Genomic DNA, 24,792 nt, shown 5'->3' with positions numbered 1-24,792 from the left:
TCCACGGGGCGCGCGCCGGGTTAGGGTGTTGAGAACACCCGACCGGTACCGAAGGAGCTGCCGTGAACGAGATCTTTGTCCCTGCCGTCGTGCCCGCCGACCCCGAGGCCAACGCCACCGACCTGCTCGTCGACCGCCTCGCGGCGACCCCCGACGCGCCGCTGTTCGCGCTGCCGACCGCCGACGGCGGCTGGGCGGACGTGTCGACCGCCGAGTTCCACCGCCAGGTGGTCGCCCTCGCCAAGGGGCTCATCGCCGCCGGCATCCAGCCGGGCGACAAGATCGGCTTCATCTGCCGCACCCGCTACGAGTGGACGCTCATCGACTTCGCCACCTGGTTCGCGGGCGCGGTGCTCGTACCGGTGTACGAGACCTCGGCGCCCGCCCAGATCGCCTACACCCTCACCGACTCCGGAGCAACGGCGCTCATCGTCGAGTCGGCCGAGCACTTCGCACGCTTCGACGAGGTGCGCGCCGAGCTTCCGCAGGTGAGCAAGGTCTGGCAGCTGGGACTCGGCGACCTCGACAAACTCGTCGCCGGCGGCACCGCCGTCACGGACGAGGAGGTCGAGACGCGGCGCACCGCGGCGAAGGGCTCCGACCTGGCGACGCTCATCTACACCTCGGGCTCGACGGGCACCCCGAAGGGCTGCATCCTCACCCACTCCAACTTCGTGGAGCTGTGCCGCAACGCCGCCGTCTCCATGAAGGAGGTCGTCGCGCCCGGCTCGTCCACCTTGCTGTTCATCACCACCGCGCACGTCTTCGCCCGCTTCATCGCCATCCTCGGCGTTCACGCGGGCGTCAAGGTGGGACACCAGGCCGACACGAAGCAGCTGCTGCCCGCGCTCGGCAGCTTCAAGCCGAGCTTCCTGCTGGCCGTGCCGCGCGTGTTCGAGAAGGTCTACAACTCGGCCGAGCAGAAGGCGGCTGCCGGTGGCAAGGACAAGATCTTCCACAAGGCCGCGGATGTCGCGATCGCCCACTCGAAGGCGCTCGATGCGGGTCACGTGCCGTTCGGCCTCAAACTGCAGTTCGCCCTGTTCGACAAGCTCGTCTACGGCAAGCTGCGCGAGGCCATGGGCGGCAACGTCACGTACGCCGTCTCGGGCTCGGCGCCGCTCGGCTCGCGCCTCGGGCACTTCTTCCGCAGCCTCGGCGTGCAGATCCTCGAAGGCTACGGCCTCACCGAGACCACCGCGCCCGCGACCGTCAACGTCGTGTCCAAGTTCAAGATCGGCACCGTCGGCACCCCGCTGCCGGGTGTCGGGATCCGCATCGCCGATGACGGCGAGGTGCTCGTGAAGGGCATCGACGTGTTCGCCGGGTACTGGAACAAGCCCGAGGAGACCGCGGCGGTCTTCACCGACGACTGGTTCCACACGGGCGACCTCGGCGCGCTCGACGAGGAGGGCTATCTCACGATCACCGGCCGCAAGAAGGAGATCATCGTCACCGCGGGCGGCAAGAACGTCGCCCCGGCCGCGCTCGAGGACCCCATCCGCGCCAACCCGATCGTCGGCCAGGTGGTGGTGGTGGGCGACCAGAAGCCGTTCATCTCGGCGCTCATCACGCTCGACCCGGAGATGCTGCCGGTGTGGCTCGCCAACAACGGCGAGTCCGCCGAGCTGAGCCTCGCCCAGGCCGCCCAGAACCCGAAGGTCATCGCGGAGGTGCAGCGCGCGGTCGATCTCGCCAACACGAAGGTGTCGCGCGCCGAGTCGATTCGCAAGTTCCAGATCCTCGGAACCGAGTTCACCGAGGACAGCGGGCACCTGACGCCGAAGATGTCGATCAAGCGCGCGGTCATCACGAAGGACTTCGCCTCCGAGATCGAGGCCCTCTACGCGGGCGCCCCCATCACGCAGGGCATCTCCGTCACCGGCTGAGCTGTAGCTCGTGCGCCGCGATCATCCGCCCCGCCGCGCCGGATGGCCGGGCGAGGGCGACTACGGGCGGGCGAACCAGTCGGCCTGGCGGATGGCCCGCATCGCCTCGCGCTTCGTGTCGGGCTCGAGCCCCTCGATGTAGAGCTTGCCGTCGAGGTGGTCGGACTCGTGCTGCAGCGCCTGCGCCATGAGGCCGTCGCCTTCGAGCACCACCTCGTTGCCGTCCACGTCCACCCCCGTGACGCGCGCCCAGGGGTATCGCAGCCGCGGGAAGAAGAAACCGGGCACCGACAGGCAGCCCTCGTCGACGAGGGCCGGCTCGCCCGCGACCTCGAGCACGGGGTTGAGCACATAGGCGATGTCGCCGTCGATGTTGACGCTGAAGGCGCGCAGCCCGACCCCGATCTGGGTGGCGGCGACGCCCGCGCGCCCGGGAGGCTCGACCGTGTCGATGAGGTCCTCGACGAGGGCGCGCACGCGCGGGTCGCCCGGGTCGGGGATGGGGTCGGTCGTCGATCGGAGGACGGGGTCGCCGAAGAGGCGGATCTGGCGCTCGGTCATGCGTTCCGGGTGGTCGGGAGGCCGTCCATGACGAGCGCGGCGAGCTCGCGCGCGGAGGCCCGGGTGAAGGGTTTGAGCCGCTCCCACCGCACGACGGACCCGGCGGCGAGCTCGGGGTCGTACGGCATCCGCACCACCTCGCGCACCCGGGAGCGGAAGTGCGCGTCGATCTCGTCGAGCTTGACGAGGTTGGTGCCCTGCGTCGCGGTGTTGATGGCGACGATCGCGTTGCGCACGAGCGGCGCGTAGTTATTGGCCTCGAGCCAGGTGAGGGTCTCGGAGGCGAGCCGCGCCTCATCGACGCTGCCGCCCGACACGACCACGATCGAGTCGGCGCGCTGCAGGGTGGCGCGCATGACCGAGTGCACGATGCCGGTGCCGCAGTCGGTGAGGCAGATCGAGTAGTACCGCGAGACGAGGTCGGCGACGACGTTGTAGTCGTTCTCGTCGAAGGCCTCCGACAGCAGCGGGTCGGTGTCGGAGGCGAGCACGTCGAGGCGGGTCTCGTCGCGGGAGACGTGGCTGGAGAACTCGCTGAAGTCCTTGATGGCGGCCGCGTGGGTGACGATGTCGCGCACCGTGGAGCGGGTCTGCTTGGCGACCCGTTCGGAGAGGGTGCCGCGGTCGGGGTTGGCGTCCACGGCGATGATGCGGTCCTCGCGGAGGCTCGCGAGCGCCATCCCGAGGAGCGTCGTGATCGTCGTCTTGCCGACGCCGCCCTTACGGGTGAGCACGGGCACGAAGCGCGTGCCGCCTTCGAGCCGCTTGCCGATCCGCGCGTCGAGGGCCTTGCGCTCGCGCACCTTCGCCGAGTCGCCGAGGTTCACGAGGTGGAGGCTGCTCGCGTACACGAACGAGGGCCAACCGCCCTCCGGGCGCTGCTTGGTGCGCTTGGGTTCGAGCAGGCGGTCGGAGGTGAGCATCGCCGAGGACTCGGGCGACTTGGCGACACCGCCGCGCAGCCGGTCCCGTCGCGAGACGAGCTCCCCGTCGTCGGGGAGCGGGACCACGTCGACCTCGCCCGTGGAGAGGGTCTCTTCGTCGGCGACGTGCACGATGTCGGGCAGCACCTCGATCGAGACGGTGCCCGTGCCCGGGGCGGGCACGACGGGCGCCACCGAACCGGGCGTCGCGACGACCTCGCCGAGGGCGAGCTGCGCCTCGTCCTCGGGGGTCTCGTGGGTGGTGGCGGGCAGCTCGATCGAGACGGTGAGGTTCTCGGGGACAGCGGAGGCGAGCTCCGCGTCGCTTCCCGGGATGGCGGACGGCAGGCCGTCGTCGCCGGGGTCCTCCCCCGCCATGCGCACCATGCTGCCGACCCTACTCGACCACAACCAGCAGGTCCCCCGCGTCGACCTGCTGGGTCGTGGGGACGGCGAGTCGCGTGACGGTCCCGGTGACGGGGGTCGTGATCGCGGCCTCCATCTTCATGGCCTCGATCGTCGCGATCGGCGCACCCGCCTCGACCCGGTCGCCGACGGCCACCTTGAGGGTCACGACGCCGGAGAACGGCGCCGCCACCTGCCCGGGCTTGCCCGCATCCGCCTTCTCGGCGCTCGCGACCTGCACGGCGATGCTGCGATCGCGCACGAACACGGGCCGCAACTGGCCGTTGAGGGTCGTCATGACGGTGCGCATGCCCTTGTCGTCGGCGCCGCCGATCGCCTCGAGACCCACGAACAGGCTCACGCCCGGACCGATGTGCACGGTGTGCTCGACGCCCGCCTTGAGGCCGTACAGGTAGTCGACGGTGTCGACGATCGAGAGGTCGCCGAAGAGCTCGCGGATCTGCTCGAACTGACGGGTGGGCGCCGGGAACAGCAGGCGGTTGAGGGCGGCGCGACGCTCGGCGGGCGTGCCGTCGAGGGCGGCGCGGTCCTCCGCGGTGAGCTCCTCGACCCCGATCTTGACCGTGCGGCCCTTCAGCACCTTGCTGCGGAACGGCTCGGGCCAGCCGCCCGGCAGATCGCCCAGCTCCCCGGCCATGAAGCCGATCACCGAGTCCGGGATGTCGTACTTCTCGGGGTTCTGCTCGAAGTCGACGGGGTCGGCGCCCGTGGCCGCGAGCTGCAGGGCGAGGTCGCCGACGACCTTCGACGACGGCGTCACCTTGGTGGGGCGGCCGAGGATGCGGTTGGCCGCGGCGTACCAGTCCTCGACCTTCTCGAACTGGTCGCCGAGGCCGAGCGCGATCGCCTGCTGGCGCAGGTTGGAGAGCTGGCCTCCGGGGATCTCGTGGTGGTACACGCGCCCGGTGGGGCCGGGCAGCCCCGACTCGAAGGGCTTGTACACGCGGCGCACGGCCTCCCAGTAGGGCTCGAGGTCGCTCACCGCGGCGAGCGAGAGGCCCGTGTCGCGGTCGGTGTGGGCGGTCGCGGCCACGAGCGCGGAGAGCGAGGGCTGGCTGGTCGTGCCGGCCATGGGCGCGCTCGCGGCATCCACGGCATCCGCACCCGCCCGGCTGGCGGCGAGCAGGGTGGCGAGCTGGCCGCCCGCGGTGTCGTGGGTATGCACGTGCACGGGCAGCTCGAAACGCTCGCGCAGCGCGCCGACGAGCTTCTCGGCGGCACCGGCGCGCAAGAGTCCGGCCATGTCCTTGATGGCGAGGATGTGGGCGCCGGCCTCGACGATCTGCTCGGCGAGGCGCAGGTAGTAGTCGAGGGTGTAGAGGTCCTCCGCCGGGTCGAGCAGGTCGCCCGTGTAGCACAGCGCCACCTCGGCGACCGTGGTGCCGGTGGCGAGCACGGCGTCGATCGCGGGACGCATCTGGTCGACGTCGTTGAGGGCGTCGAAGATGCGGAAGATGTCGACGCCCGTCGACGCCGCCTCCCGCACGAACGCCTCCGTCACCTCGGTCGGGTATGGCGTGTAGCCGACGGTGTTGCGACCGCGCAGCAGCATCTGGATGGCGATGTTCGGCAGGCCCTCCCGCAGGGCCGCGAGACGCTCCCAGGGGTCCTCGCCGAGGAAGCGCAGCGCGACGTCATAGGTGGCGCCGCCCCATGCCTCCACGGAGAGCAGTCCGGGCGTGAGGCGTGCGACGTGGGGCAGCACGGCCGTGAGGTCCTTGGTGCGCACGCGCGTGGCGAGCAGCGACTGGTGCGCGTCGCGGAAGGTCGTGTCGGTGACCGCGAGAGCCGTCTGCGCACGCAGGGCGACCGCGAAGCCGGCCGGGCCGAGCTCGAGCAGCCGCTGGCGCGAACCGGCGGGCGCGGGGGCCGTGAGGTCGACGATGGGCAGCTTGAGCGCCGGATCGATGACGCCCGCACCGTCGCCGTTGGGGTGGTTGACGGTCACGTCGGCCAGCCAGTTGAGGATCTTGGTGCCGCGGTCGCGCGACTCCCGCCCGCGCAGCAGCCCCGGACGCTCGTCGATGAACGAGGTCGACAGGTCGCCCGCGATGAAGGCGGGGTCGTCGAGCACCGCCTGCAGGAAGGGGATGTTGGTGGAGACGCCGCGGATCCGGAACTCGGCGAGACCGCGCCGGGCGCGCGCGACGGCGGCCGGGAAGTCGCGGGCCCGGGCCGTCATCTTGGCGAGCATCGAGTCGAAGTGCGGGCTGATCTGGGCGCCCGGGTTGATCGTTCCGCCGTCGAGGCGGATGCCGGCGCCGCCCGGCGAGCGGTAGGTGGTGATCTTGCCGGTGTCGGGGCGGAAGCCCGCCGCCGGATCCTCGGTCGTGATGCGGCACTGCAGCGCCGCACCGCGCAGCTGGATGCGGTCCTGGCTGAGGCCGAGCTCGGCGAGGGTCTCCCCCGCCGCGATCCGCATCTGCGACTGCACGAGGTCGACATCCGTGACCTCCTCGGTCACGGTGTGCTCGACCTGGATGCGCGGGTTCATCTCGATGAAGACGTGCTCGCCGGCGCGCTCGCCCGCCGTGTCGAGCAGGAACTCGACGGTGCCGGCGTTGACGTAGCCGATGGAGCGGGCGAAGGCGATGGCGTCCCGGTAGAGAGCCTGCCGGGTGGTCTCGTCGAGGTTGGGTGCGGGCGCGATCTCGACGACCTTCTGGTGGCGGCGCTGCACCGAGCAGTCGCGCTCGAAGAGGTGCACGGTCTCGCCCGTGCCGTCGGCGAGGATCTGCACCTCGATGTGACGCGGGCGCAGCACGGCCTGCTCGATGAACATCGTCGGGTCGCCGAAGGCGCTGTCGGCCTCGCGCATCGCCGCCTCGAGCGAGGGTCGCAGCTCCTCACGGGTGTCGACTCGGCGCATCCCGCGGCCGCCGCCGCCCGCGACGGCCTTCGCGAACACGGGGAATCCGATCTCGTCGGCGCCCGCGATGAGCACCTCGAGGTCGGTCGTGGCCGGGGTGGAGCGCAGCACGGGGACGCCCGCCGAGATGGCGCGCTCCTTCGCGGTGACCTTGTTGCCCGCCATCTCGAGCACATCGTGACCGGGGCCGATGAAGGTGATGCCGTTCTCGGCCGCCGCCTGGGCGAGCTCGGGGTTCTCGGAGAGGAAGCCGTAGCCGGGGTAGATCGCGTCGGCGCCCGACTCGACGGCGACGCGGATGATCTCCGCGACGTCGAGGTAGGCCCGGACCGGGTGGCCCTTCTCGCCGATGAGGTACGCCTCGTCCGCCTTGAGGCGGTGCATCGAGTTGCGGTCCTCCCAGGGGTACACGGCGACCGTGCGCGCCCCCAGCTCGTACGCCGCGCGGAACGCGCGGATGGCGATCTCGCCTCGGTTGGCCACCAGGATCTTCGAGAACATACGGTCCTTCCTGCCATCCGGCGGGGCACAAGGGCGGGGTTTGGGTTCTTTCAGACTAGTGAAGGTAGGCTCCCTTCTCGTGCATGTGCTCAGCGTCAGCTCCCTCAAGGGGGGCGTGGGGAAGACCACGGTGACGCTCGGACTGGCATCCGCCGCCTTCGCCCGCGGCATCTCGACGCTCGTCGTCGACCTCGATCCGCAGTCGGATGTGTCGACCGGCATGGACATCAATGTCGCCGGTCACCTGAACGTCGCGGACGTGCTGGCCTCCCCGAAGGAGAAGATCGTCCGTTCGGCGATCGCCCCCTCCGGCTGGACGCGCGGCCGCACCGGGAAGATCGACGTGCTCATCGGCTCGCCGTCGGCCATCAACTTCGACGGACCGCACCCCTCGATCCGAGACATCTGGAAGCTCGAGGATGCGCTCGCGCACGTCGAGAAGGAGTACGAGCTCGTGCTCGTGGACTGCGCGCCGTCGCTCAACGCGCTCACTCGCACGGCGTGGGCGGCCTCCGACCGCGTGGTCGTGGTGACGGAGCCGGGGCTGTTCTCGGTGGCCGCCGCGGACCGTGCGCTGCGCGCGATCGAGGAGATCCGTCGCGGGATCTCGCCGCGCCTGCAGCCGCTCGGCATCATCGTGAACCGGGCGCGCGTGCAGTCGCTCGAGCATCAGTTCCGCATCAAGGAGCTGCGCGACATGTTCGGGCCGCTCGTGCTCTCACCCCAGCTTCCCGAGCGCACCTCGCTGCAGCAGGCGCAGGGCGCCGCGAAGCCCCTGCACGTCTGGCCGGGCGAGGGCGCTCAGGAGATGGCGCACAACTTCGATCTGCTGCTCGAGCGCGTCCTGCGCGCCTCGCGTCTGCACGAGCCCCAGCCCGCCCCCGCCCCGTAACCCGCGAGACGTCACCTCTTGCAGAATTGACGCCCCAAACCCGCAAGAACTGACACCTCGCGGGATCGTGACGGGTCAGCTGGCGGCGCGCTTGGCGCGGCGGGCGGCGAGTTCGTCGGTCGCGTCGACCGCCGAGGCGTCGAGCTCGACGAGGCTCGACTCGACCTCGCGCAGCACCTTGCCGACCGCGATGCCGAACACGCCCTGACCGCGGCTCACGAGGTCGATGACCTCGTCGTCCGAGGTGCACAGGTACACGCTCGCGCCGTCGCTCATGAGGGTGGTCTGGGCGAGGTCGTTGACGCCGGCCTCGCGCAGCTGGTTGACGGCGGTGCGGATCTGCTGCAGCGAGATGCCGGTGTCGAGCAGTCGTTTCACGAGCTTGAGCACGAGGATGTCGCGGAAGCCGTAGAGCCGCTGCGACCCCGAGCCGGCCGCACCGCGGATGGTCGGCTCGACGAGTTCGGTGCGCGCCCAGTAGTCGAGCTGACGATAGCTGATGCCCGCCGCACGGGCCGCGACGGTGCCGCGGTAGCCCGTGCTGTCGTCGAGGTCGGGAAGCCCGTCGGTGAAGAGCAGTCCGAGATCGTATCGAGCACCCGCGTCGCGCGCGCTCTGCTCGCCGATGTCGCTCATGTCGACTGTCCTCCCTGGTGCGGGCCCGTCGCTTTAACCTTCAGCTTGAGGTTGAAGTTCAGGTCCGCTTCGTGTTCAACGGTACCGACCCGAGGGGGCACCATCAACGACATCCGTCGCGACACGCGGCGTGTCGCGCGAATTGGGTGCCCGCTCTCAGAGACGACCGAGCGCGGAACGGATGAGACTCGACCGCACGACCTCGAGCTGCCCGGCGATCTCGCGCGCCAACTCCTGCGCCTTCGCGCGGCTCGAGGCGTCCTTCCGGCGGGCGATCGGGATGAGCGCCGACTCGATGAGACCGAGCTCGCGCTCCGCCGCGGCCCGGAACCCGCGCAGGTGCCGCGGCTCGATCCCCGAGCGCTGCAGCTCGACGAGCGACTTGAGCACCGCGAGCGAGTCGTCGCCGTAGTGGTCCGCCGGCACGATGAGCGAGGCGGTCACGGCGTCCTGCAGGAGCATCGCGTTGGCGCCCGCCTCGCGGATGAGCTCCTCGCGGCTGAGACGCCGCTCGGCGGGCAGCATCGACGGCAGCGGCACCGAGGCCCCGCCCGGCAGCTGCGGCTCGCGACCCGCGTCGAGGTCGTCGAGGTAGGCGCGGATGACCTTGAGCGGCAGGTAGTAGTCGCGCTGCACCGAGAGCACCAGCCGCAGTCGCTCGACATCGGCGGGCGAGAACTTGCGGTAACCCGACTCCGTGCGACTCGGCGTGATGAGCTGCCGCTCCTCCAGGAAGCGCAGCTTCGAGGGCGTCAGATCCGGGAACTCGGGGCTCAGGCGCGCGAGCACCTGCCCGATGCTGAGAAGCGAGGAACCGCCCGGGACCCGGGCCGCGGATGACGCCGGCATCAGAGGGTCGGGACGCGGTCGGCGCGCGAGGCGTAGAACGTCAACCGGAACTTGCCCACCTGCACCTCGGCGCCGTCGCTCAGCAGAGCGGAGTCGATGCGGACGCCGTCGAAATACGTGCCGTTGAGCGAGCCGAGGTCGCGCACCTGGAAAGCGGTGCCGGTGCGCACGAACTCGGCGTGACGACGCGACACCGTCACATCGTCGAGGAAGATGTCGGCGTCGGGGTGGCGACCGGCCACCGTGACGTCGGCGTCGAGCAGGAATCGAGCACCCACATTGGGGCCGCGACGCACCACGAGCAGAGCGGAGCCGGACGGGAGCGCGGCGACGGCATCCTGCTCCTCGGGGCTCACATCCGCTTCGAGCGCCGCGAGCTGGGTGCGGAAGTCGTCGGTGAAATGCGCGGTCGTGTCGTTCGACGCAGGATCCGGCGCGGCAGGAATCTCGGTGGCGTCGGGTTCGCCCGGGGTACCGGGGCGATCGGTGGCGTCGTCGACCATGGGGCGCCCTCCTTCAGTCCCCCAGAGTATCCGATGCCGCCGCGTCCGCCACCCGTGAAAGTCGGACGAGGCGCACCGTCTCGCGCAGGTAGATCGCGCCCGCCCACCAGTAGAGGAACGCGCCCCACACGGCGAGCGCCCACGCCACCGGGGCACTCGCGGGCGCCACCTCGGGGAAGGCCACGCCGAGCACCAGGGTGGGCAGCGCGAACAGCAGCGAGAAGGTCGCCACCTTGCCCAGGTGGTGCACCGGGAGCGGACCGTAGCCGTGGTTCGCGAGCACGACCCCGAGGATCGCGAGGGCGACGTCGCGCGCCACGATGACGCCCACGAGCCACCACGGGAGGAAGTCCATCCAGGCGAGCCCGATGAGCGTCGAGAAGATGAACAGCCTGTCGACGGCGGGGTCCAGCAGCTGGCCGATGCGACTGATCTGGTCGAAGCGCCGCGCGATCCAGCCGTCCACGAAGTCGGTGAGGCTCGAGACGACGAGCACGATGAGGGCATAGCCGTACTGGGAACTGCCGAGCAGCCAGAGGAAGACCGGGATGAGGATCAGGCGGATGACGCTGAGCACGTTCGGGATCGTCACGACACGCGTGCTGACCGTCGGCATCCGACCTCCTCGCCGCGAGTCTAGCGACGCATAGGATGCGGACATGACCCCGCTCATCGCCGTCATCCTCGTCGCCGCCGCCGTGTGCGCCTTCTGCTGGATCGCCTCGCTGATCACTCGCGACACCTCGTGGGTCGACCGGATCTGGTCGGTCGTGCCGGTGGTCTACGTGTGGATCTTCGCCGGATCCGCCGGGCTCGCGGATGCCCGCCTCAACGTGCTCGCCGTGCTCGTGACGCTGTGGGGCGCCCGGCTCACCTTCAACTTCGCGCGCAAGGGCGGCTACTCGGGGGTGGAGGACTACCGCTGGGCGGTGCTGCGCGCACGGATGGCGCCGTGGCAGTTCCAGCTCTTCAACCTGTTCTTCATCGTGCTGTACCAGAACGCGCTGCTCGTGCTCATCGCCCTTCCCGCGCAGACGGCACTCGAGCACCCGACCCCGTTCGGGCCTCTCGATGTCGTGCTCACCCTCGCCTTCCTCGCCGCCCTCGCCGGTGAGACGATCGCCGACCAGCAGCAGTGGGACTTCCACGCCTTCAAGCGCGCCGCGGTGGCGGCCGGCCGCGAGCCCGAACCGCGATTCGTGCAGAGCGGGCTGTGGCGCTTCTCACGGCACCCGAACTTCTTCTTCGAGCAGTCGCAGTGGTGGATCGTGTTCCTCTTCGGCGCGGTCGCGGCCGGCACCGTGGTGCTGTGGACGGTCGCGGGCGCCGTCCTGCTCACGGTGCTGTTCGTGGGGTCGACGATCTTCACCGAGTCGATCACGCGCGGCAAGTACCCCGAGTACGCCGACTACCAGGCGCGCGTCTCGCCGATCGTGCCATGGTTCCCCCGTCGCACGCGCGTCGCGGCCGAGAGCTCCTGAGCCGCGGGGTTAGCCTCTCCCCCATGTCGTGCATCCGCTTCAACACCCCCGCCCAGCGCGCCCAGTTGCGCGCGCTCGCGCCGAGCATGGTGACGGCCGAGGAGGCCGCGGCGCGGCATCCCGCTCCCCCGGTGACCGACTCGAAGATCCGCCGCCTGCGGATCCTCGCGGGTGACGCGAACGCCAAGATCCGCGAATCGGTGGCGAGCTCGTACCACACGCCCGTCGACCTCTTCGAGAAGCTCGCGCGCGACAGCGACGAGGGGGTGCGCGCCTGCGTGGCCCGCAACAACGCGGCCCCGTGCGACGTGCTGCGCGAACTCGCCCACGACCCCTCGGCCACCGTGCGCGGCTGGGTCGCGGTGAACTTCTACGTGCCCGCCGACGTCATGTCCGAGCTCGCCTCCGACCCGGACGCGACCGTGCGCGGGCTCGTCGCCTGGAAGACCTCGCTCGCGGTCTGAAGCGCTCAGGACCGGGACGTCAGAGCGCGGCGGCCAGCTCGGGATCGAGCTCGGCGAGCGCCCGTCGGCCGACCGGCCAGCCGGCCTCGAGCCCGGGATGCAGCGGCAGCCGTTCCACCTCGGCGAACGGCACCCAGCGCAGCGAGACGCTCTCGGCATCCCCGATGACCGGTTCGAAGAACTCGACAGCCCTGCCGTAGACGGTCGTGTACGACCAGTAGCCCAGGTCCCAGACCGCCTCGCCGAGCACCCGGACCAGCTCGGGCGGCACGCCGGCCTCCTCCTCCGCCTCGCGCAGGGCGCCCTCGACGGCGGTCTCGTGCTCGTCGTGCCGCGCGCCGCCGGGGATGCCCCAGGTGCCGCCGAGGTGACTCCACTCGGCGCGCAGCTGCAGCAGCAGCCCGGCCTCGGGGTGGGCGAGCAGCAGCCCCGCCGCCCCGAAGCGACCCCAGAAGCGGCCCTGCGGTCCATCGACCCAGGCGTCGCCGGGACCGTGCGGCCGACGCTCACGGGGGTCGTGCGGGGCGCGCGTCATGGCGCCAGCCTAACCGGGCGGCGTGCGCGTGCGGCGCGCCCGCGAGAGGATGTCGAGGTGACGGATGGCGGGGCGAAGGACGCGGGCGTGCGCATCGACGCATGGCTGTGGGCCGTGCGCGTCACGAAGTCGCGGTCCGCTGCCACGGCGCTGTGCAAGGCCGGGCATGTGAAGATCGGCGGCGACAACGCCAAACCCGCGCAGACGGTCCGCCCGGGCACCGAGGTGCGCGTCGTGACCCCCCAGGGGGCGCGGGTCCTCGTGGTGCGTCAACTGCTCGTGAAGCGGGTGAGCGCCGCGCTCGCCGCCGCCGCGTTCGACGACCTCACCCCCGCCGCCCCGCCGCGCGAGGAGCGCGCGAGCTTCGCCATCCGCGAGCGCGGAGCAGGCCGCCCCACCAAGCGCGACCGCCGCGAGATCGAGCGCTTGCGGGGCTACTGAGCCGGCAGCGCGTCCTCGATCGCGGCCACCACGGCCGGGTCGTCCGGCTGGGTGCCGGGACGGAACCGCGTGACGGTGCCGTCGGGCGCGATGAGGAACTTCTCGAAGTTCCACTTCACCCGACCGGCCTTGCCCTCGGCATCCTTCACCTGGGTGAGCGAGGCGTACAGCGGGTGCTTGTGCCAGCCGTTGACGCGCGTCTTCGCCATGAGCGGGAAGGTGACGCCGTAGGTCGTGGAGCAGAACTCCTTGATCTCCTCCGCCGAACCCGGCTCCTGGCCCAGAAACTGGTTGCAGGGGAAGCCGAGCACCGTGAACCCGCGGTCCTCGTACTCCTTCTGCAGCTGCTCGAGCTTCTCGTACTGCGGGGTGTTCCCGCAGCGGGAGGCGACGTTCACCACCAGAACCGCCTTGTCGTCGAACTCCGCCAGGGAGGTCGTGTCGCCGTCGATCGTCGTCAGAGGAATGTCTCGAATACCCACGAGGCCAGGCTACGTGCCCCGATCCTCTCTACGCTGGGTGCATGGCGATCGAGTTGGCGCACGAACCGGATGCGCACCGCTACACCCTGCGGCGCGACGGATCGCTCGTGAGCGTGCTCGAATACCGCGACCAGGGTGCGAGCGTCGTCTTCCACCACACCGTCACCGTCCCGAACCAGCGCGGGCACGGCTACGCGGGGCAGTTGGTGGGGTTCGCGGTCGCCGACGTCGAGCGCTCGGGCCGCACCATCATCCCCAGCTGCTGGTACGTGGCCGAATGGTTCGACGCCCACCCCGAGAAGGCTGCGCTGCGGGCGGGCTGATGGACCTCGACGACGCCGCACTGCTCCGGAAGTTCCTGCTGGGGATCGGCGGGGCGATGATCGCATCGCAGGAGCCCGTCGACTCGGTGAAGCTCACCCTCGCCCGCGTCTCGAAGGCGTACCACGTGGACGACACCGAGTTCATCGTGCTGCCCACCGTCGTGCTCGTGCAGGTGGACGGCGTGATCCAGGGGCGCGGGACCATCCGCGAGGGCGCCATCGTGACGTTCCGCTTCGACCAGATCGCCGAGCTGCACACGGTGATCAAGGCGGCCGAGCGCGGCGAGCTGGAGCCCGTCGACGGCATCCGGCGCCTCAACGAGATCGGGGCGAAGCGCCCCCGATTCGGCTGGCTCGTGCGCACCCTCGGCCATGCGGTGCTCACCGCGGGCCTCTCGCTGCTGCTGCAGCCGACCTGGCAGGGGTTGCTCGTGAGCGTCGGGCTCGGGCTCTTCATCGGCCTGGTGAAGCTCGTGCGCTCGCCATCGCTGCAGCTCGTGTTCCCCGTCGTGGCGGCCTTCATCTGCGCGCTCGTCGTGTTCGCGGTGGCGGAGCCGCTCGGGATCGGCAACCCGCTCGTGCTGCTCGTCGCACCGCTCGTCACCTTCCTGCCGGGCGGCATGCTCACCACCGGCACGCGGGAGCTCGCCACCGGGCAGGCGATCGCCGGATCGGCGCGCCTCGTCTCGGGGCTCGTGACGCTCGGCCTGCTGTCGTCGGGGATCCTCGCGGCCGGCACCCTCGTGGGCGCCACCCGCTACGACTATCGCGCGATCGGCGCGCAGGAGCTGCCGTGGTGGATCTCGCTCGCCGGCATCCTGCTGCTCGCGATCGGCAACTACCTGCACTTCTCGGCCCCGAGATCGACCTTCGGCTGGGTCGTGCTCGCGCTCGTCGTCGCCTACCTCGGGCAGCGGCTCGGCGGAATACTGCTCGGACCGAGCCTGAGCGGCTTCGTGGGCGCCGTCGTCGTGGCGCCCGTCGTGCTGTGGATCGAGTCGCTGCGACGGGGTGCTCCGGCCCAGATCACCTTCCTGCCGGCGTTCTGGCTGCTGGTTCCGGGTGCCGCGAGCCTCATCGGGCTCACCTCGGTGGTCGGGGGGAACGTCGCGCTCGACGCGTTCTGGGGGGCGCTCGCGGGCATCCTCGGCATCGCCCTCGGCGTGCTCATCGGCACTGCCCTGTTCAGCGCCGTGCGCAGCAGTGCCCGCGGCATCGAGAACTTCACGGTCGAGCTGCCGGTGGCGCTCGCGAGCCCCGAACGCTCGGGACTGTGGCACCGGCTCATCCCGGGGACGCGCGAGTCGCTCTGGCGGGCACGCCGCCCGTAGCTCCGCGCCCTCTCCCGCCGGGTGCGCGCCCGCTCAGCGCGGCACGAGGCGGAAGATGCGCAGCACGCGTCCCGAGGCGCGCTCGTAGCCGCGGTAGCCGGGCCACTGCTCCTCGAGGGTGCGCCAGACCGCCTCGCGCTCCTCGTCGCCGACGAGCTCGGCGCGCACCTCGCGGTGCTCGCCGCGGAAGTCGATCGCGGCATCCGGGTGCGCCAGCAGGTTCCAGGTCCACGCGGGATGCTCGGGGCGGGCGAAGTTGGAGCCTGTCACGTAGATCGTGCCGTCCGGCACCGGGCAGCACATGAGGGCCGTCTCGCGCGGCTCGCCCGAGCGCGCGCCGACGGTGTGCAGCACGAGCGACGGCACGATCGCGCCGCTCAGCGGTCCCCCGCGTCCGCGCGTGATCCAGCTCGTGGCACGCTCGAGCGGCGGCATCATCCGCGGGCCGTAGCTGCGGAAGAACCGGGTGCGGCTGAACCGGGCGACCACCACGCGCAACGGTCGGCTGACGCTCGCCATGCTCACCCTCCTCGCTGTCGACGCCACCCTAGTGCGGCGGCCGTCGCGCGGGCGTCAGGACGCGGCGCTGATGTTCACGAGCCAGGCGACGCCCCAGCGGTCCACGAGCATCCCGAAGGCGTCGCCCCACGGCGCCACCTCGAGCGGCACGGTGAGGGTGCCGCCCTCGAGGAGGGCGTCCCACAGGCGCCGGAGCGCGTCGCCGTCGTCGCCCGAGAGCGACAGGGAGATGCTCGAACCCGCAGACAGCGGCATCGACGACGGCACGTCCGCCGCCATGAGGTCGAAGCCGTCGGAGGTGTGCAGCCAGCCGTGCATGATGAACTCGGCCTCGCTCGGGTCGAAGTCCATGCCGCCCTCGGCGAAGGTGGTGATGTCGAGCTCGCCGCCGAAGACGTTGCGATACCACTCGAGCACGTCGCGGGCCTCGCCGCGGAAGTTGAGGTAGGCGTTCAGGCGCACGGTCATGGGGGTCTCCTCGCTGAGCTTCGCTGTCGAGCCGATTGTGCGCCTGGCGGCTCGCGACACGCCAGGGGGTTGCACGGCGCACCGCCGCTGTCGTGGGCTGGCGAGAGGATGGCGTCCATGACCCGTCGTGGCGTCCTGCTCTTCGCCGCCCTCGGCCTCATCTGGGGCGTGCCGTACCTGTTCATCAAGATCGCGGTGGCCGAGTTGACGCCCGAGATGCTCGTGCTGGCGCGGTGCGCGCTCGCCGCCGTGCTGCTGCTGCCGCTCGCGGCGCATCGGCGCGCCCTCGCGCCCGTGCTGCGCCGGTGGCGGCCGCTCCTGCTGTTCGCGGTGTTCGAGATCGTGCTGCCGTGGTACTTCCTGAACTCGGCGGAGCAGCGCCTGCCGAGCTCGACGAGCGGGCTGCTGCTGTCCGCCGTGCCGCTCGCGGCGCTCGGCATCGCGTTCGTGATGGGGCGCCGCGACCGGATCACCCTCGTCAACGGCGTCGGCATCGCGGTCGGCATGCTCGGCGTGGCGGCGATCGTGGGGCTCGATCTCGCGGGTTCGGACCTGGTGGGCGTCGCGCAGCTCGTGGTCGTCGTGCTCGGCTACGCCCTGGGACCGGCGATCCTGGCCCGCTGGATGTCGGATCTGCCGGGCGTCGGGGTGATGGCGCTCGCGCTCGGCATCAGCGCGCTGATCTACGTGCCCGTCGTGCTGCTCACGGGCGGCGGACTGCGGGCGGTGCCGTCGCCGCCCACGATCGTCTCGGTCGTGGTGCTCGCGGTGTTCTGCAGCGCGATCGCGTTCCTCATCATGTTCGCGCTCGTCGCCGAGATCGGGCCGATCCGCATGACGGCGATCACCTACGTGAACCCCGCGGTGGCGGTGGTCGCGGGCGCGCTCGTGCTGGGCGAGCAGGTGACGGTGTGGACGATCGTGGGCTTCGTCCTGATCCTCGCCGGCTGCTACCTGGTGACGAAGCCGGCCCGGGCAGTCGCCTCCTCCACAAGCGTCGACGCGCCCGACTATCCCCCACAAACAGCCCCCTGACCTGGGTAAACCCGATGTCGGTGGTTCGTGTCACTCTGTGCTCATGGCCACCCCGGCGATCGACCTCGAGGCGCTTCGCGACACGCTCGCGATCCTCGGCGCGGAGCTGCCGTCCGACTCGGACGCGGCGATCGTGCGGCAGCTGGATGCCGTCGAGGGCCTGGGTCGGCTCGTCGATGCGCTCCGCGTGAGCCTTGCGGGCGAGGTGGAGCGTCGCTCGTCCCGCTTCCTGGGCGACGAGGGACTCGCCGCGCGCCACGGGTGCCGCACGGGTGCCGCGCTCGTCGAACGCGTCACCCGGGTGTCGGAGGCGGAGGCGCGTCGCCGGGTCGCGCTCGGAGCTCGCCTCGCCCCGCGCGAGCAGCTCGGCGCGATCCTCCCGCCCGAGTACCCGCAGGTGGCGGAGGCGGTGGCCCGCGGCGAGCTCGGGTCGGAGTCGGCTCGGGCGATCGTGCGGCAGCTCGATCAGGCCCGACACGATGGCTGCCCCTCCGTCGACGACGTGGCGTTCGCCGAGCACGCGCTCGTCGTGCTCGCGCGCACCGAGCCCGCCGATCTCGTCGCGGTTCACGCCCGCGCCTGGCGCGAAGCGCTCGATCCCGACGGCGCCGAGCCGCGCGAGGAGCGCCTGCACGCCCAGCGTCGGTTCACGATCGGGCGCGAGCGTGACGGCATGACCCCGTTCTCGGGGGCGTGCGATCCGGCATCCGCGGCGCTGCTGCGCTCCGCCTTCTCGCGACGGATGGCGCCCGGAAGCGGGCCGCGCTTCCTCGACGCCGAGGAGGTCACGGCCGCCGAAGAGGGCACGATCGGCGCCGACGACCCTCGATCGCGCGAGCAGCGGGACTTCGACGTCTTCATGGGGCTCATCACCGCGGGCGTCCGAGCCGAACGCGATGGGGTGGGATCGCTGCACGCGCCGGCCGTGGTCACCGTGACGATCACAGCCGAGGAGCTCGCGAGCGGGCACGGACACGGCTGGTTCGACGACGTCGCGGAGCCGGTTTCGGCGCTCACCGCCGACGCGCTGGCCTGCGACGGCGGCGTGCGACGGGCTGTGCTCGGCGCGGGGGGCGAGGTGCTCGAGCTCGGGCGCCGTGACCGACTGTTCTCGGGAGCCCAGCGACACGCACTCGCCCTTCGCGACGGAGGGTGCGTATGGTTCGGCTGCACCGCACCCCCGGCCTGGACCCACGCGCACCACGTGATCCCCTGGAGTCGCGGCGGGCGCACCGATGTGGCGAACGGGGTGCTGCTGTGCGCCTTCCATCACCACTTCCTGCACCGGCATCCCGAGTACCGTCTGCGCATCCACGACGGGGTCGCCGAACTGCTCAGCCCGCCCCACGTCGATCCGCAGCAGCAATGGCGACGCACCGGCCGACCCCGCCATCAGCTGACCCGCCGGCACGCCCGCCCCTCGACGGGCCGATCGTCGCCGGGCACCCTCGGGCTCGGGTAAGGTAGGTAGCCGTGCCGACAACGGCACAAGCCACGGGCTGTGGCGCAGCTTGGTAGCGCACTTGACTGGGGGTCAAGGGGTCGCAGGTTCAAATCCTGTCAGCCCGACTACGAAGTCCCGGAAACTCAAGGGTTTCCGGGACTTTGAAGGTTAAGGAACTTGACCAAGTCATCTCGAACATCATCAGAAACCCCGTCTCGCGGCCCTGAGCCGCGCATCTCGTCCGGCAGGAAGCCGACCGCTCCGATCGCCGCTGATCGGCCGGAGTCCTCCCGCGTACCTACGGGCATGGACAAGGACACCAGCAACGAGAGCCCGTGGGGCCTCGAGCCCCTCATCGGTCTGCCGGAACTCGCCGAGTATCTCGGCATCCCGGTCTCGACCATCTACGACTGGCGCGTGAACGGCAAGGGACCCCGCGCCTATCGCTTCGGCAAGCACTTGAAGTTCGCCGTCTCCGACGTGCGGATCTGGATCGAGCAGCAGCGCGAGCCCGGCCCAGAGGACATCGATCCGCAGGAGCGGTGGTGACGATGGGACGGCCACGCCTGCCGATCGGCACCTATGGCCAGATCGGCTTCCGCACCGAGGCTTGCGGTCGCATCAGCGCCCATACCCGCTACCGCGACTGGGACGGGCGAGCACGGCTCGTCCAGGCCACCGGCCCGAGCAAGGCAGCCGCCGAGCGGGCATTGAAGAAGAAGCTCGCCGAGCGCAGCCTCTTCCAGCCGACCCCGGGATCACTCGGCCCCGACAGCCCGTTCCCCGAGCTCGTCGATTACTGGCTGGAGGATCTCGACCTCGAAGGGCGGCTGTCGCCCACGACGAGGCAGCTCTACGAGCGCAACATGCGCACGCTCGTGATGCCGGCCTTCCGCCACCTCACGTTGCGCGAGATCGGGGTGGCGCGCTGCGACCACTTCCTCAAGCAGCTGGCGAAGCGGAGCTACAACCGGGCCAAGCAGGCTCGCGTCGTGCTGCGCCTGGCCCTCGGGCTCGCGGTGCGGCATGAGATCCTGCCGCGCAATCCGATGGATCACGTTGCACGCCTCCACCGGGCGCCGCATACGCCGAACGCGTTGACTCCTACGGAGGTCAACGCGGTCCGCGCTGCGATCGCCTACTGGGAGGTGGGGCGATCAGTCCCCGGCCCGAAGCCGGACGGACAGCTGGGCGCGATCGTCGAGGTCATGCTCGGCACCTCAGCCCGGATAGGCGAGGTTCTCGCGCTGCGGCGCCGCGACCTCGATGTGACTGGCGCCCCGCCGACTATCCGCATCAACGGGACGATCGTCAGCCGCGCGGGAAAGCCGACGGCGCGCCAGGACCACCCGAAGACCGCGAAGTCATTGCGCACCGTCGCGATCCCATCGTTCACAGCGGAGGCGGTTCGCAAGCGGCTCACGCGGTTGCACGATCCGTCGCCCGACGCGCTGCTGTTCTGCAGCCGAGGGGGCACACCGCTGACGACGAACAACGTGCGACGGCAGTTGCGCAACGTGCTGCAGCTCGCCGGTATCCAGGACGTGACCCCGCACATGTTTCGCCGCACCGTCGCAACCGTGGTGAACGAACGGGCCGGCGTTGACCTGGCGGCGGAGCTGCTCGGTCATACGGATCCGAAGATCACGATCCAGCACTACATCCGGCGCAACGAGATGGTGAACCCAGCAACTGCGGAGCTGCTCGATCGCTTCTTGGCTCGGGACGACTGATCAAGGGTGCGGTTGCTGCCTGGTCCGGGTGATTCACCCGGACCAGGCAGCGCGGTGCTGGTGATCCACCAGCACCGCGTCAGTCGGCCAAGATCGCACCCTGCGCCACGCTCGCGACCGCCAGGAGTCCGACGGCAATCGTGGCTTCATGCAGGGCATCCGTTCGATCGGCATGCCATCCGGCGGAGCTCAAGATGGCGATGCCGCCTCGGTAGCCAGCCCAGGCGATTCCACGCCCGTCGGGGTCGACGGTGAACTCGAGCTGGAGTTCCTCCGCGAACTCTCTGATCCGACGTGCGTCGAGTTCGGCCATCCTGATCACGGGGAACGCCGTTGCGCTGACCGCGAGAATCCGGCCTTTCGGGTCAGTCAGCGTCCAGGTGTAGACGGTCGGCTCGAGGCCGGGGCCGAACCAGACCCCGGCATCCGCGGCGGTCGTGAACCGCACTTCCGGCGGCCCGAATCGGAGCTCACTCGGCCGTTCAGCCGGCTCGGCGGCATCGGTCACTATTCGATTGCGATGGAGGGACCACGAGGCGAGGGAGGGGGAGCTGTCGATCAGGTGCGCAGCGAACCCGAAGCGGTTGCTTCGACCCCAGGGAGACCGCATCGTGTGGCGTTTCCGTCGCTGGTCAGCGACCGCTCGAAGACCCGTCGGCGCGGCCGTTCGAAGGACCTGCGTAACGACGTGCACACCTTGGTTGCAAGAGGCGTGAGGACGAAGAAGGTAGCTCTGGCGAGAGGTCGTCGGGGTGGGGGTGAGCGGCGGTGCCGGGAGGGCGGTCAGGCGAGGACGAGGGTCGGCGAGGCGGCAGGTCGGCAGGCGGGGAGAAGCGGCGGCGGTCGGGGAGCACGAGGATCAGGACGACCGAGAAGGCGCCGATCACGATCCGAGAGCCGAGCGACATCGGTGCCTCTCGTCCAAGTCCCACCGGTCCTTGATATAGCCGGTACATCGTGCCCAGCAAGGCGGCTCAGCTGTGATCGGCGATTTGCGCGCGAGAGGCCGGCATCGCCGGGATGCTGGTGTGGGGCAAGAGACTCAATCCCCAGCGCAGTTCGTTGGTTCAGTTCTTGCGGAGCCTTCGCAGCAGCCGCCACAGGAGAGATCTCGGCTCGGGAACCGATCGGGGCGCCTCCGCATCGAGCCAGATGATCCGACTGTCGCGAATGAAGTAGTGGGATCGGCACGGCAGGGCGCCGTTGCCGACCGACGGGGAGAGTGAGATCCCTTCACCGTCGTAGCAGATCCGCCAGGAGCCTCGTCCGAATGGAGTCACCACTTCGCGGCCGCAGCCGCACATGCAGGAGTGGATCGCGGTGGCGTACTCTATCGACACATAGAGCACACCTGCGTCCAGTCCGCGGGGGATAACGGTGGTGAAGACGACGTCGGCGAGCTGCCGGCGGCGGGTCATGCGGCGGGATCCTGGTTGATGATCTCGTTCCCCCCGATGATGTAACCCATGTCGTGCTCGTGCTCGCTGTCCTCGTAGAAGCCGTAGAGCTTCTTCCAGCGGAGGACAGCGTGGATCGCATTGAGGGCGTTCATCTCGCCGACCTGAATGTTGGAGGCGTAGTCGTCGTCTGGTCCGGGGCCGCCGAGTGGGATGCGGCCGAGAGTGCGGACGTGGTCCCGCTTGCGCGGCGTACTGGTCGTGACGCGCAGCTGGCCGCGGACCTGGTCGTCATCGGTCAGGGTAAGGCCCATGCCGCAGTCGATGAAGGTGATGCCCTCCTGCTCGAGGTACTCGATGATCGGCAGCTTCGCCGCGGTCTCGTCGACGGTGAGGAAGACGACGTCCATGCCGTGGAGCTCGGCGACGTTCTCCGCGGTGATGTTATAGGAGTGCGCGACGACGCCGCGGCGGAGCCTGCCGTAGGTGGCGGCCCAGTGCTCGACCTTCTTCGGGCGGGTGCGGAGCTCCTCGATCATGATCGCGCCGGGCGCCCGGAAGGCGTTGTGGGTGAGGAGGTCGTCGCTGTCGAAGAGGTGGATCTCCGCGACGGGCGTCTTGGCGACCGCGTCGAGAATGTAGGCGCCGGTGCCGCCGACGCCGATGATCGCGACCTGCTGGCCGGCGAGCCTCGCGTTCGCGCTGGTGGTCCCGGCGCGGGCGGTCGCCGTGTCTTCGTAGAAGAACACGGACTCGTCGGCGGTGGCCTCGACGACGGGGAAGGTGCGCGCGTCGGTCTCCGGGTCGACGGCGCGGGCCTGGTCGGAGACGATCCGCTCGTACGTCTCGACCTTCTCGTGGTAGTCCGTGTAGCCGCTCGGACGGGGCTTGCTGGAGAAGGAATAGGTGAACGCCACTCCGCCGATGGTCTCGCTGATGGGGCTGTGTCTGATCGCCTCGAGCTCTTGCCCAGCGGGGTCGCAGGGGTAGTCCCCGGAGAACTTCATGACGTGCGTGCTCGGCTTGGCCGCTGTGTCACCGGCGAGGTCGAGCGGGCACGCGAAAACCCCAAGGCGGACCGTGCGGGCGGAGTCAAGGTAGGGCACATCCCTGATGAGAAGGTGTCCGTCGGCGATGGCGATGTCGTAGCCCTCGGCGCGGAGGCGGGCGAGGTCGGCGCTACGAGCGATTGGTGACGTCGACATCGAAGACCATCCCCTCCTTGACCTTCACGGACTCGCCCGCGGCGAGGGTGCCGCTCTTGTTGCCGTGGCCGCGGCGATAGCTGACGCGGTACTGCGGGTTGTCACCGGCCCCGTTCGGGAAGGCGAGGGCGACGAGCTCCTCGAAACTGATGTCGTCCTTCTCGAGCTCGAACGGTCGGGAATTGATAATGACGGTAACGAGCTTCTTCGGCTTGTCCGTCTTCTCGGCGTGGATCGTCACTGCAGGCCTCCTAAGGCGCTAGATTTTCCATGCACCGAACGGGTGCACGATTCCCATCTTACACCACGAATCGTTTACACTAGAGGTAAACAGTTTGAGAATTGCCTGGAGTTCGGCGGAGATGCGGCAGCTGTGCGTCTCTCGGGACGGCCTCACCCTGAGCGCCCCCGCCCATGCTGACGACGTCCGGCTGTTGCTCACACTCCTGAGCGCTGCCGAGGATCTGGCAGAACTCGAAACGCTCAACTCGCTTGTAGTCGCCACCACCGACGCTGTGGTCCTGCTCCGGCTCGGCACTGCCGAGATCGAAGGCAGGCTGACACGAAATCCGCCGAGTCGGCGACCTGTGTCGCTTCGGATGGACACTCGTCAAGGGCTCGTCATCCAGCAGATCCGAGGCGGCGGGCAGCCGTTGCTGCGGGCCGCGGGATAGCCAGGAAGGAAAACGCATGAAGAAAGAGCATGGAGAAGTGCTCGAGGACTTCGCGCCCGAGTGGGAAGCACTGGCGCCCGGAGAGGTTATCCAGCGCGAGCTTGACGCCACCGGACGCACCCAAGCTGACCTTGCCGACCGGATGAGCATCAGCAAGAAGCACCTCAACCAGGTCATCAAGGGTGCGAGCCTCACCCCAGAGATCGCCCTCGCCCTCGAACGTGCCCTCGGCATCAGCGCCAAACTCCTGCTCAGGCTGGAAGCCGAGTGGCGGGCCACGCGCCTGGCCGAAGAGTCCCGCGCCAGCCTCGCCCAGCACGTCGGCTGGCTCCGCAAGTTCAAGACAGAGGAGCTTCGCCAGCGGAAGATCATCGCTGCCCAGGATGACGAGGTGACGCAGGTCGAAAAACTGCTTCGCTTCTTCGGCGTCAGTGACCCGGCCGCCTACGACCGTACCTGGGCCAAGCTCGAGGCGAGTTTCAAACGCAGCAGCGCCTACGCCATCGACGAACACGCAACCGCCCTGTGGATCCAGCTCGCTGTCCGACAGGCCGACGTTCTCGCCGCGAGCGCGCCCGCCTACGACGCAGCGCGGCTCCGCAGGATTGCGAAGCGCCTACCCGCACTCACGACCATGGATCCGGCAGAGGCCTTCGTCGAGTTCCAAGAAGAGCTGCGCACGGCCGGGGTCGTCCTCGTGTACGTCGAGGAGGTGCCGGACACCCGCGTTTCCGGGGTCTCCCTCTGGCTGCCGAACGACCGACCGATGATAGCCGTCACCGGCCGCTACAAGTTCGCCGACTCGCTCTGGTTCGCTATCGCCCACGAGATCGCCCACGTATTGCACCACCTCAAGCGCACGACGTTCCTCGAGCTCACGGACGGGGAGATCGAAGAGCGCCTGCATCACGGCGATGGCACTGACATCCACGAGACCCAGGCCAACAGCTTCGCGTCGGAGCTACTCCTCGCGGGCTTGTCTGAAGACGAACTGCGTGACGTCTCGTCCAAGGACGACCTCATCAGCGTTGCGCAGGCTGTTGGTGTCTCTCCAGGGATACTGGCCGGCCAGTATGGCCACCTCACCAATGACTATGCGAAGTTCGGAAAGCTACGGAGCAAAGCTGATCTCTCCAAGGTTGGTTCCCCGACGACATGGTAGCCGCCCCAAAGATGCCGGTGTCGGAAGTCGGCGATTAGTCGCGGCTCGC

The 24,792-nt window shown here is 69.8% G+C and carries 27 protein-coding genes and 1 tRNA gene; 13 read left to right on the top strand and 15 right to left on the bottom strand.

Annotated elements, in window-relative coordinates; genetic code table 11:
* Positions 1 to 62: 62 nt before the first annotated feature.
* Positions 63 to 1,889 carry an AMP-dependent synthetase/ligase gene (locus tag FLP23_RS08045; protein ID WP_149325377.1) on the top strand — a complete coding sequence of 609 codons (1,827 nt, stop codon included), beginning with the start codon at positions 63 to 65 and terminating at the stop codon, positions 1,887 to 1,889.
* 60 nt (positions 1,890 to 1,949) lie between these two features.
* On the opposite strand, the gene FLP23_RS08040 is transcribed toward FLP23_RS08045, so the two are convergent.
* Genes FLP23_RS08040 through FLP23_RS08030 form a run of 3 tightly spaced genes read right to left on the bottom strand, consistent with a single transcriptional unit; the run spans position 1,950 to position 7,169 of the window.
* Positions 1,950 to 2,450 (bottom strand): peptide deformylase, encoded by a 501-nt coding sequence (locus FLP23_RS08040; RefSeq protein ID WP_149325376.1) that lies wholly within the window; start codon positions 2,448 to 2,450, stop codon positions 1,950 to 1,952.
* Entirely contained in the window at positions 2,447 to 3,751 is a 1,305-nt protein-coding gene (locus FLP23_RS08035) for a MinD/ParA family ATP-binding protein (protein ID WP_246139935.1), read from the bottom strand. Before FLP23_RS08035 ends, FLP23_RS08040 begins: the two co-directional genes overlap by 4 nt.
* Before the next feature lie 19 nt (positions 3,752 to 3,770).
* Positions 3,771 to 7,169, bottom strand: a complete 3,399-nt coding sequence (locus FLP23_RS08030) for a pyruvate carboxylase (RefSeq protein WP_149325374.1) — start codon at positions 7,167 to 7,169, stop codon at positions 3,771 to 3,773.
* Between the two features lie 79 nt (positions 7,170 to 7,248).
* Here FLP23_RS08030 and FLP23_RS08025 point away from each other — a divergent pair, with 79 nt between their 5' ends.
* On the top strand, positions 7,249 to 8,061 hold the full coding sequence (locus FLP23_RS08025; RefSeq protein ID WP_149325373.1) for a ParA family protein: 813 nt from the start codon (positions 7,249 to 7,251) through the stop codon (positions 8,059 to 8,061).
* A 75-nt stretch (positions 8,062 to 8,136) separates the two neighbouring features.
* Here FLP23_RS08025 and FLP23_RS08020 read toward each other — a convergent pair whose 3' ends face one another.
* The 4 genes from FLP23_RS08020 to FLP23_RS08005 form a co-directional block, all read right to left on the bottom strand.
* On the bottom strand, positions 8,137 to 8,697 hold the full coding sequence (locus FLP23_RS08020; protein WP_149325372.1) for a MerR family transcriptional regulator: 561 nt from the start codon (positions 8,695 to 8,697) through the stop codon (positions 8,137 to 8,139).
* A gap of 156 nt (positions 8,698 to 8,853) precedes the next feature.
* A complete protein-coding gene (gene ftsR, locus FLP23_RS08015; RefSeq protein WP_149325371.1) occupies positions 8,854 to 9,546 on the bottom strand; it encodes a transcriptional regulator FtsR in 693 nt (230 codons plus the stop codon).
* The gene (locus FLP23_RS08010) at positions 9,546 to 10,049 is read right to left on the bottom strand and encodes an FHA domain-containing protein (RefSeq protein WP_149325370.1); all 504 of its coding nucleotides are present in this window, start codon (positions 10,047 to 10,049) and stop codon (positions 9,546 to 9,548) included. Before FLP23_RS08010 ends, ftsR begins: the two co-directional genes overlap by 1 nt.
* A 13-nt stretch (positions 10,050 to 10,062) precedes the next feature.
* Positions 10,063 to 10,665, bottom strand: coding sequence for a CDP-alcohol phosphatidyltransferase family protein (locus tag FLP23_RS08005; RefSeq protein ID WP_149325369.1), 603 nt, complete (start codon positions 10,663 to 10,665; stop codon positions 10,063 to 10,065).
* 43 nt (positions 10,666 to 10,708) lie between these two features.
* Here FLP23_RS08005 and FLP23_RS08000 point away from each other — a divergent pair, with 43 nt between their 5' ends.
* Together FLP23_RS08000 and FLP23_RS07995 are read left to right on the top strand one after the other, a co-directional pair.
* Positions 10,709 to 11,530 carry a DUF1295 domain-containing protein gene (locus FLP23_RS08000; protein WP_149325368.1) on the top strand — a complete coding sequence of 274 codons (822 nt, stop codon included), beginning with the start codon at positions 10,709 to 10,711 and terminating at the stop codon, positions 11,528 to 11,530.
* 23 nt (positions 11,531 to 11,553) lie between these two features.
* On the top strand, positions 11,554 to 11,994 hold the full coding sequence (locus tag FLP23_RS07995) for a hypothetical protein (RefSeq protein WP_149325367.1): 441 nt from the start codon (positions 11,554 to 11,556) through the stop codon (positions 11,992 to 11,994).
* A 19-nt stretch (positions 11,995 to 12,013) separates the two neighbouring features.
* Here FLP23_RS07995 and FLP23_RS07990 read toward each other — a convergent pair whose 3' ends face one another.
* Positions 12,014 to 12,529, bottom strand: coding sequence for an NUDIX domain-containing protein (locus tag FLP23_RS07990; RefSeq protein ID WP_149325366.1), 516 nt, complete (start codon positions 12,527 to 12,529; stop codon positions 12,014 to 12,016).
* A 57-nt stretch (positions 12,530 to 12,586) separates the two neighbouring features.
* Here FLP23_RS07990 and FLP23_RS07985 point away from each other — a divergent pair, with 57 nt between their 5' ends.
* Complete coding sequence (locus FLP23_RS07985; RefSeq protein ID WP_149325365.1) at positions 12,587 to 12,970, top strand: RNA-binding S4 domain-containing protein; 384 nt, start codon at positions 12,587 to 12,589, stop codon at positions 12,968 to 12,970.
* On the opposite strand, the gene FLP23_RS07980 is transcribed toward FLP23_RS07985, so the two are convergent.
* On the bottom strand, positions 12,964 to 13,452 hold the full coding sequence (locus FLP23_RS07980; RefSeq protein WP_149325364.1) for a glutathione peroxidase: 489 nt from the start codon (positions 13,450 to 13,452) through the stop codon (positions 12,964 to 12,966). The two genes, FLP23_RS07985 and FLP23_RS07980, sit on opposite strands and share 7 nt — an antisense overlap.
* Before the next feature lie 41 nt (positions 13,453 to 13,493).
* On the opposite strand from FLP23_RS07980, the gene FLP23_RS07975 reads away from it, so the two are divergent.
* Both FLP23_RS07975 and FLP23_RS07970 read left to right on the top strand, forming a co-directional pair.
* Complete coding sequence (locus tag FLP23_RS07975) at positions 13,494 to 13,775, top strand: GNAT family N-acetyltransferase (RefSeq protein WP_149325363.1); 282 nt, start codon at positions 13,494 to 13,496, stop codon at positions 13,773 to 13,775.
* On the top strand, positions 13,775 to 15,106 hold the full coding sequence (locus FLP23_RS07970; protein WP_168200407.1) for a threonine/serine exporter family protein: 1,332 nt from the start codon (positions 13,775 to 13,777) through the stop codon (positions 15,104 to 15,106). Before FLP23_RS07975 ends, FLP23_RS07970 begins: the two co-directional genes overlap by 1 nt.
* Positions 15,107 to 15,139: 33 nt before the next feature.
* Here FLP23_RS07970 and FLP23_RS07965 read toward each other — a convergent pair whose 3' ends face one another.
* Together FLP23_RS07965 and FLP23_RS07960 are read right to left on the bottom strand one after the other, a co-directional pair.
* Complete coding sequence (locus FLP23_RS07965) at positions 15,140 to 15,625, bottom strand: nitroreductase family deazaflavin-dependent oxidoreductase (protein ID WP_149325361.1); 486 nt, start codon at positions 15,623 to 15,625, stop codon at positions 15,140 to 15,142.
* 54 nt (positions 15,626 to 15,679) lie between these two features.
* On the bottom strand, positions 15,680 to 16,093 hold the full coding sequence (locus tag FLP23_RS07960; protein ID WP_149325360.1) for a VOC family protein: 414 nt from the start codon (positions 16,091 to 16,093) through the stop codon (positions 15,680 to 15,682).
* Between the two features lie 117 nt (positions 16,094 to 16,210).
* Between FLP23_RS07960 and FLP23_RS07955 the strand changes: the two genes are divergently transcribed.
* The 5 genes from FLP23_RS07955 to FLP23_RS07935 all read left to right on the top strand — a co-directional run bounded on the left by FLP23_RS07955 (position 16,211) and on the right by FLP23_RS07935 (position 20,305).
* Entirely contained in the window at positions 16,211 to 17,128 is a 918-nt protein-coding gene (locus tag FLP23_RS07955) for a DMT family transporter (RefSeq protein ID WP_149325359.1), read from the top strand.
* A gap of 43 nt (positions 17,129 to 17,171) precedes the next feature.
* On the top strand, positions 17,172 to 18,590 hold the full coding sequence (locus FLP23_RS07950) for an HNH endonuclease signature motif containing protein (protein WP_149325358.1): 1,419 nt from the start codon (positions 17,172 to 17,174) through the stop codon (positions 18,588 to 18,590).
* A gap of 33 nt (positions 18,591 to 18,623) precedes the next feature.
* Positions 18,624 to 18,697: transfer RNA gene (locus tag FLP23_RS07945), tRNA-Pro, on the top strand.
* Positions 18,698 to 18,878: 181 nt separating this feature from the next.
* Positions 18,879 to 19,121, top strand: coding sequence for a helix-turn-helix transcriptional regulator (locus FLP23_RS07940; RefSeq protein WP_149325357.1), 243 nt, complete (start codon positions 18,879 to 18,881; stop codon positions 19,119 to 19,121).
* A gap of 2 nt (positions 19,122 to 19,123) precedes the next feature.
* Positions 19,124 to 20,305: a tyrosine-type recombinase/integrase gene (locus FLP23_RS07935; RefSeq protein WP_149326247.1), complete on the top strand. Its 1,182-nt coding sequence runs from the start codon at positions 19,124 to 19,126 to the stop codon at positions 20,303 to 20,305.
* A 79-nt stretch (positions 20,306 to 20,384) separates the two neighbouring features.
* Here FLP23_RS07935 and FLP23_RS07930 read toward each other — a convergent pair whose 3' ends face one another.
* The 4 genes from FLP23_RS07930 to FLP23_RS07915 all read right to left on the bottom strand — a co-directional run bounded on the left by FLP23_RS07930 (position 20,385) and on the right by FLP23_RS07915 (position 23,148).
* Positions 20,385 to 20,813: a hypothetical protein gene (locus FLP23_RS07930; RefSeq protein WP_149325356.1), complete on the bottom strand. Its 429-nt coding sequence runs from the start codon at positions 20,811 to 20,813 to the stop codon at positions 20,385 to 20,387.
* A 559-nt stretch (positions 20,814 to 21,372) separates the two neighbouring features.
* Positions 21,373 to 21,723 carry a ubiquitination-like system serine protease family protein gene (locus FLP23_RS07925; RefSeq protein ID WP_149325355.1) on the bottom strand — a complete coding sequence of 117 codons (351 nt, stop codon included), beginning with the start codon at positions 21,721 to 21,723 and terminating at the stop codon, positions 21,373 to 21,375.
* The gene (locus FLP23_RS07920) at positions 21,720 to 22,907 is read right to left on the bottom strand and encodes a ThiF family adenylyltransferase (protein WP_149325354.1); all 1,188 of its coding nucleotides are present in this window, start codon (positions 22,905 to 22,907) and stop codon (positions 21,720 to 21,722) included. Before FLP23_RS07920 ends, FLP23_RS07925 begins: the two co-directional genes overlap by 4 nt.
* The gene (locus tag FLP23_RS07915) at positions 22,882 to 23,148 is read right to left on the bottom strand and encodes a multiubiquitin domain-containing protein (RefSeq protein ID WP_210413818.1); all 267 of its coding nucleotides are present in this window, start codon (positions 23,146 to 23,148) and stop codon (positions 22,882 to 22,884) included. Before FLP23_RS07915 ends, FLP23_RS07920 begins: the two co-directional genes overlap by 26 nt.
* Before the next feature lie 449 nt (positions 23,149 to 23,597).
* Here FLP23_RS07915 and FLP23_RS07910 point away from each other — a divergent pair, with 449 nt between their 5' ends.
* The gene (locus FLP23_RS07910; RefSeq protein WP_149325353.1) at positions 23,598 to 24,743 is read left to right on the top strand and encodes an ImmA/IrrE family metallo-endopeptidase; all 1,146 of its coding nucleotides are present in this window, start codon (positions 23,598 to 23,600) and stop codon (positions 24,741 to 24,743) included.
* Positions 24,744 to 24,792: the final 49 nt, after the last annotated feature.

It is taken from the genome of Protaetiibacter larvae (genome assembly GCF_008365275.1).
Lineage (GTDB): Bacteria > Actinomycetota > Actinomycetes > Actinomycetales > Microbacteriaceae > Homoserinibacter > Homoserinibacter larvae.
Note: the sequence above shows the minus strand (reverse complement) of the source record. Positions and strands in the feature narration are given on the sequence as shown.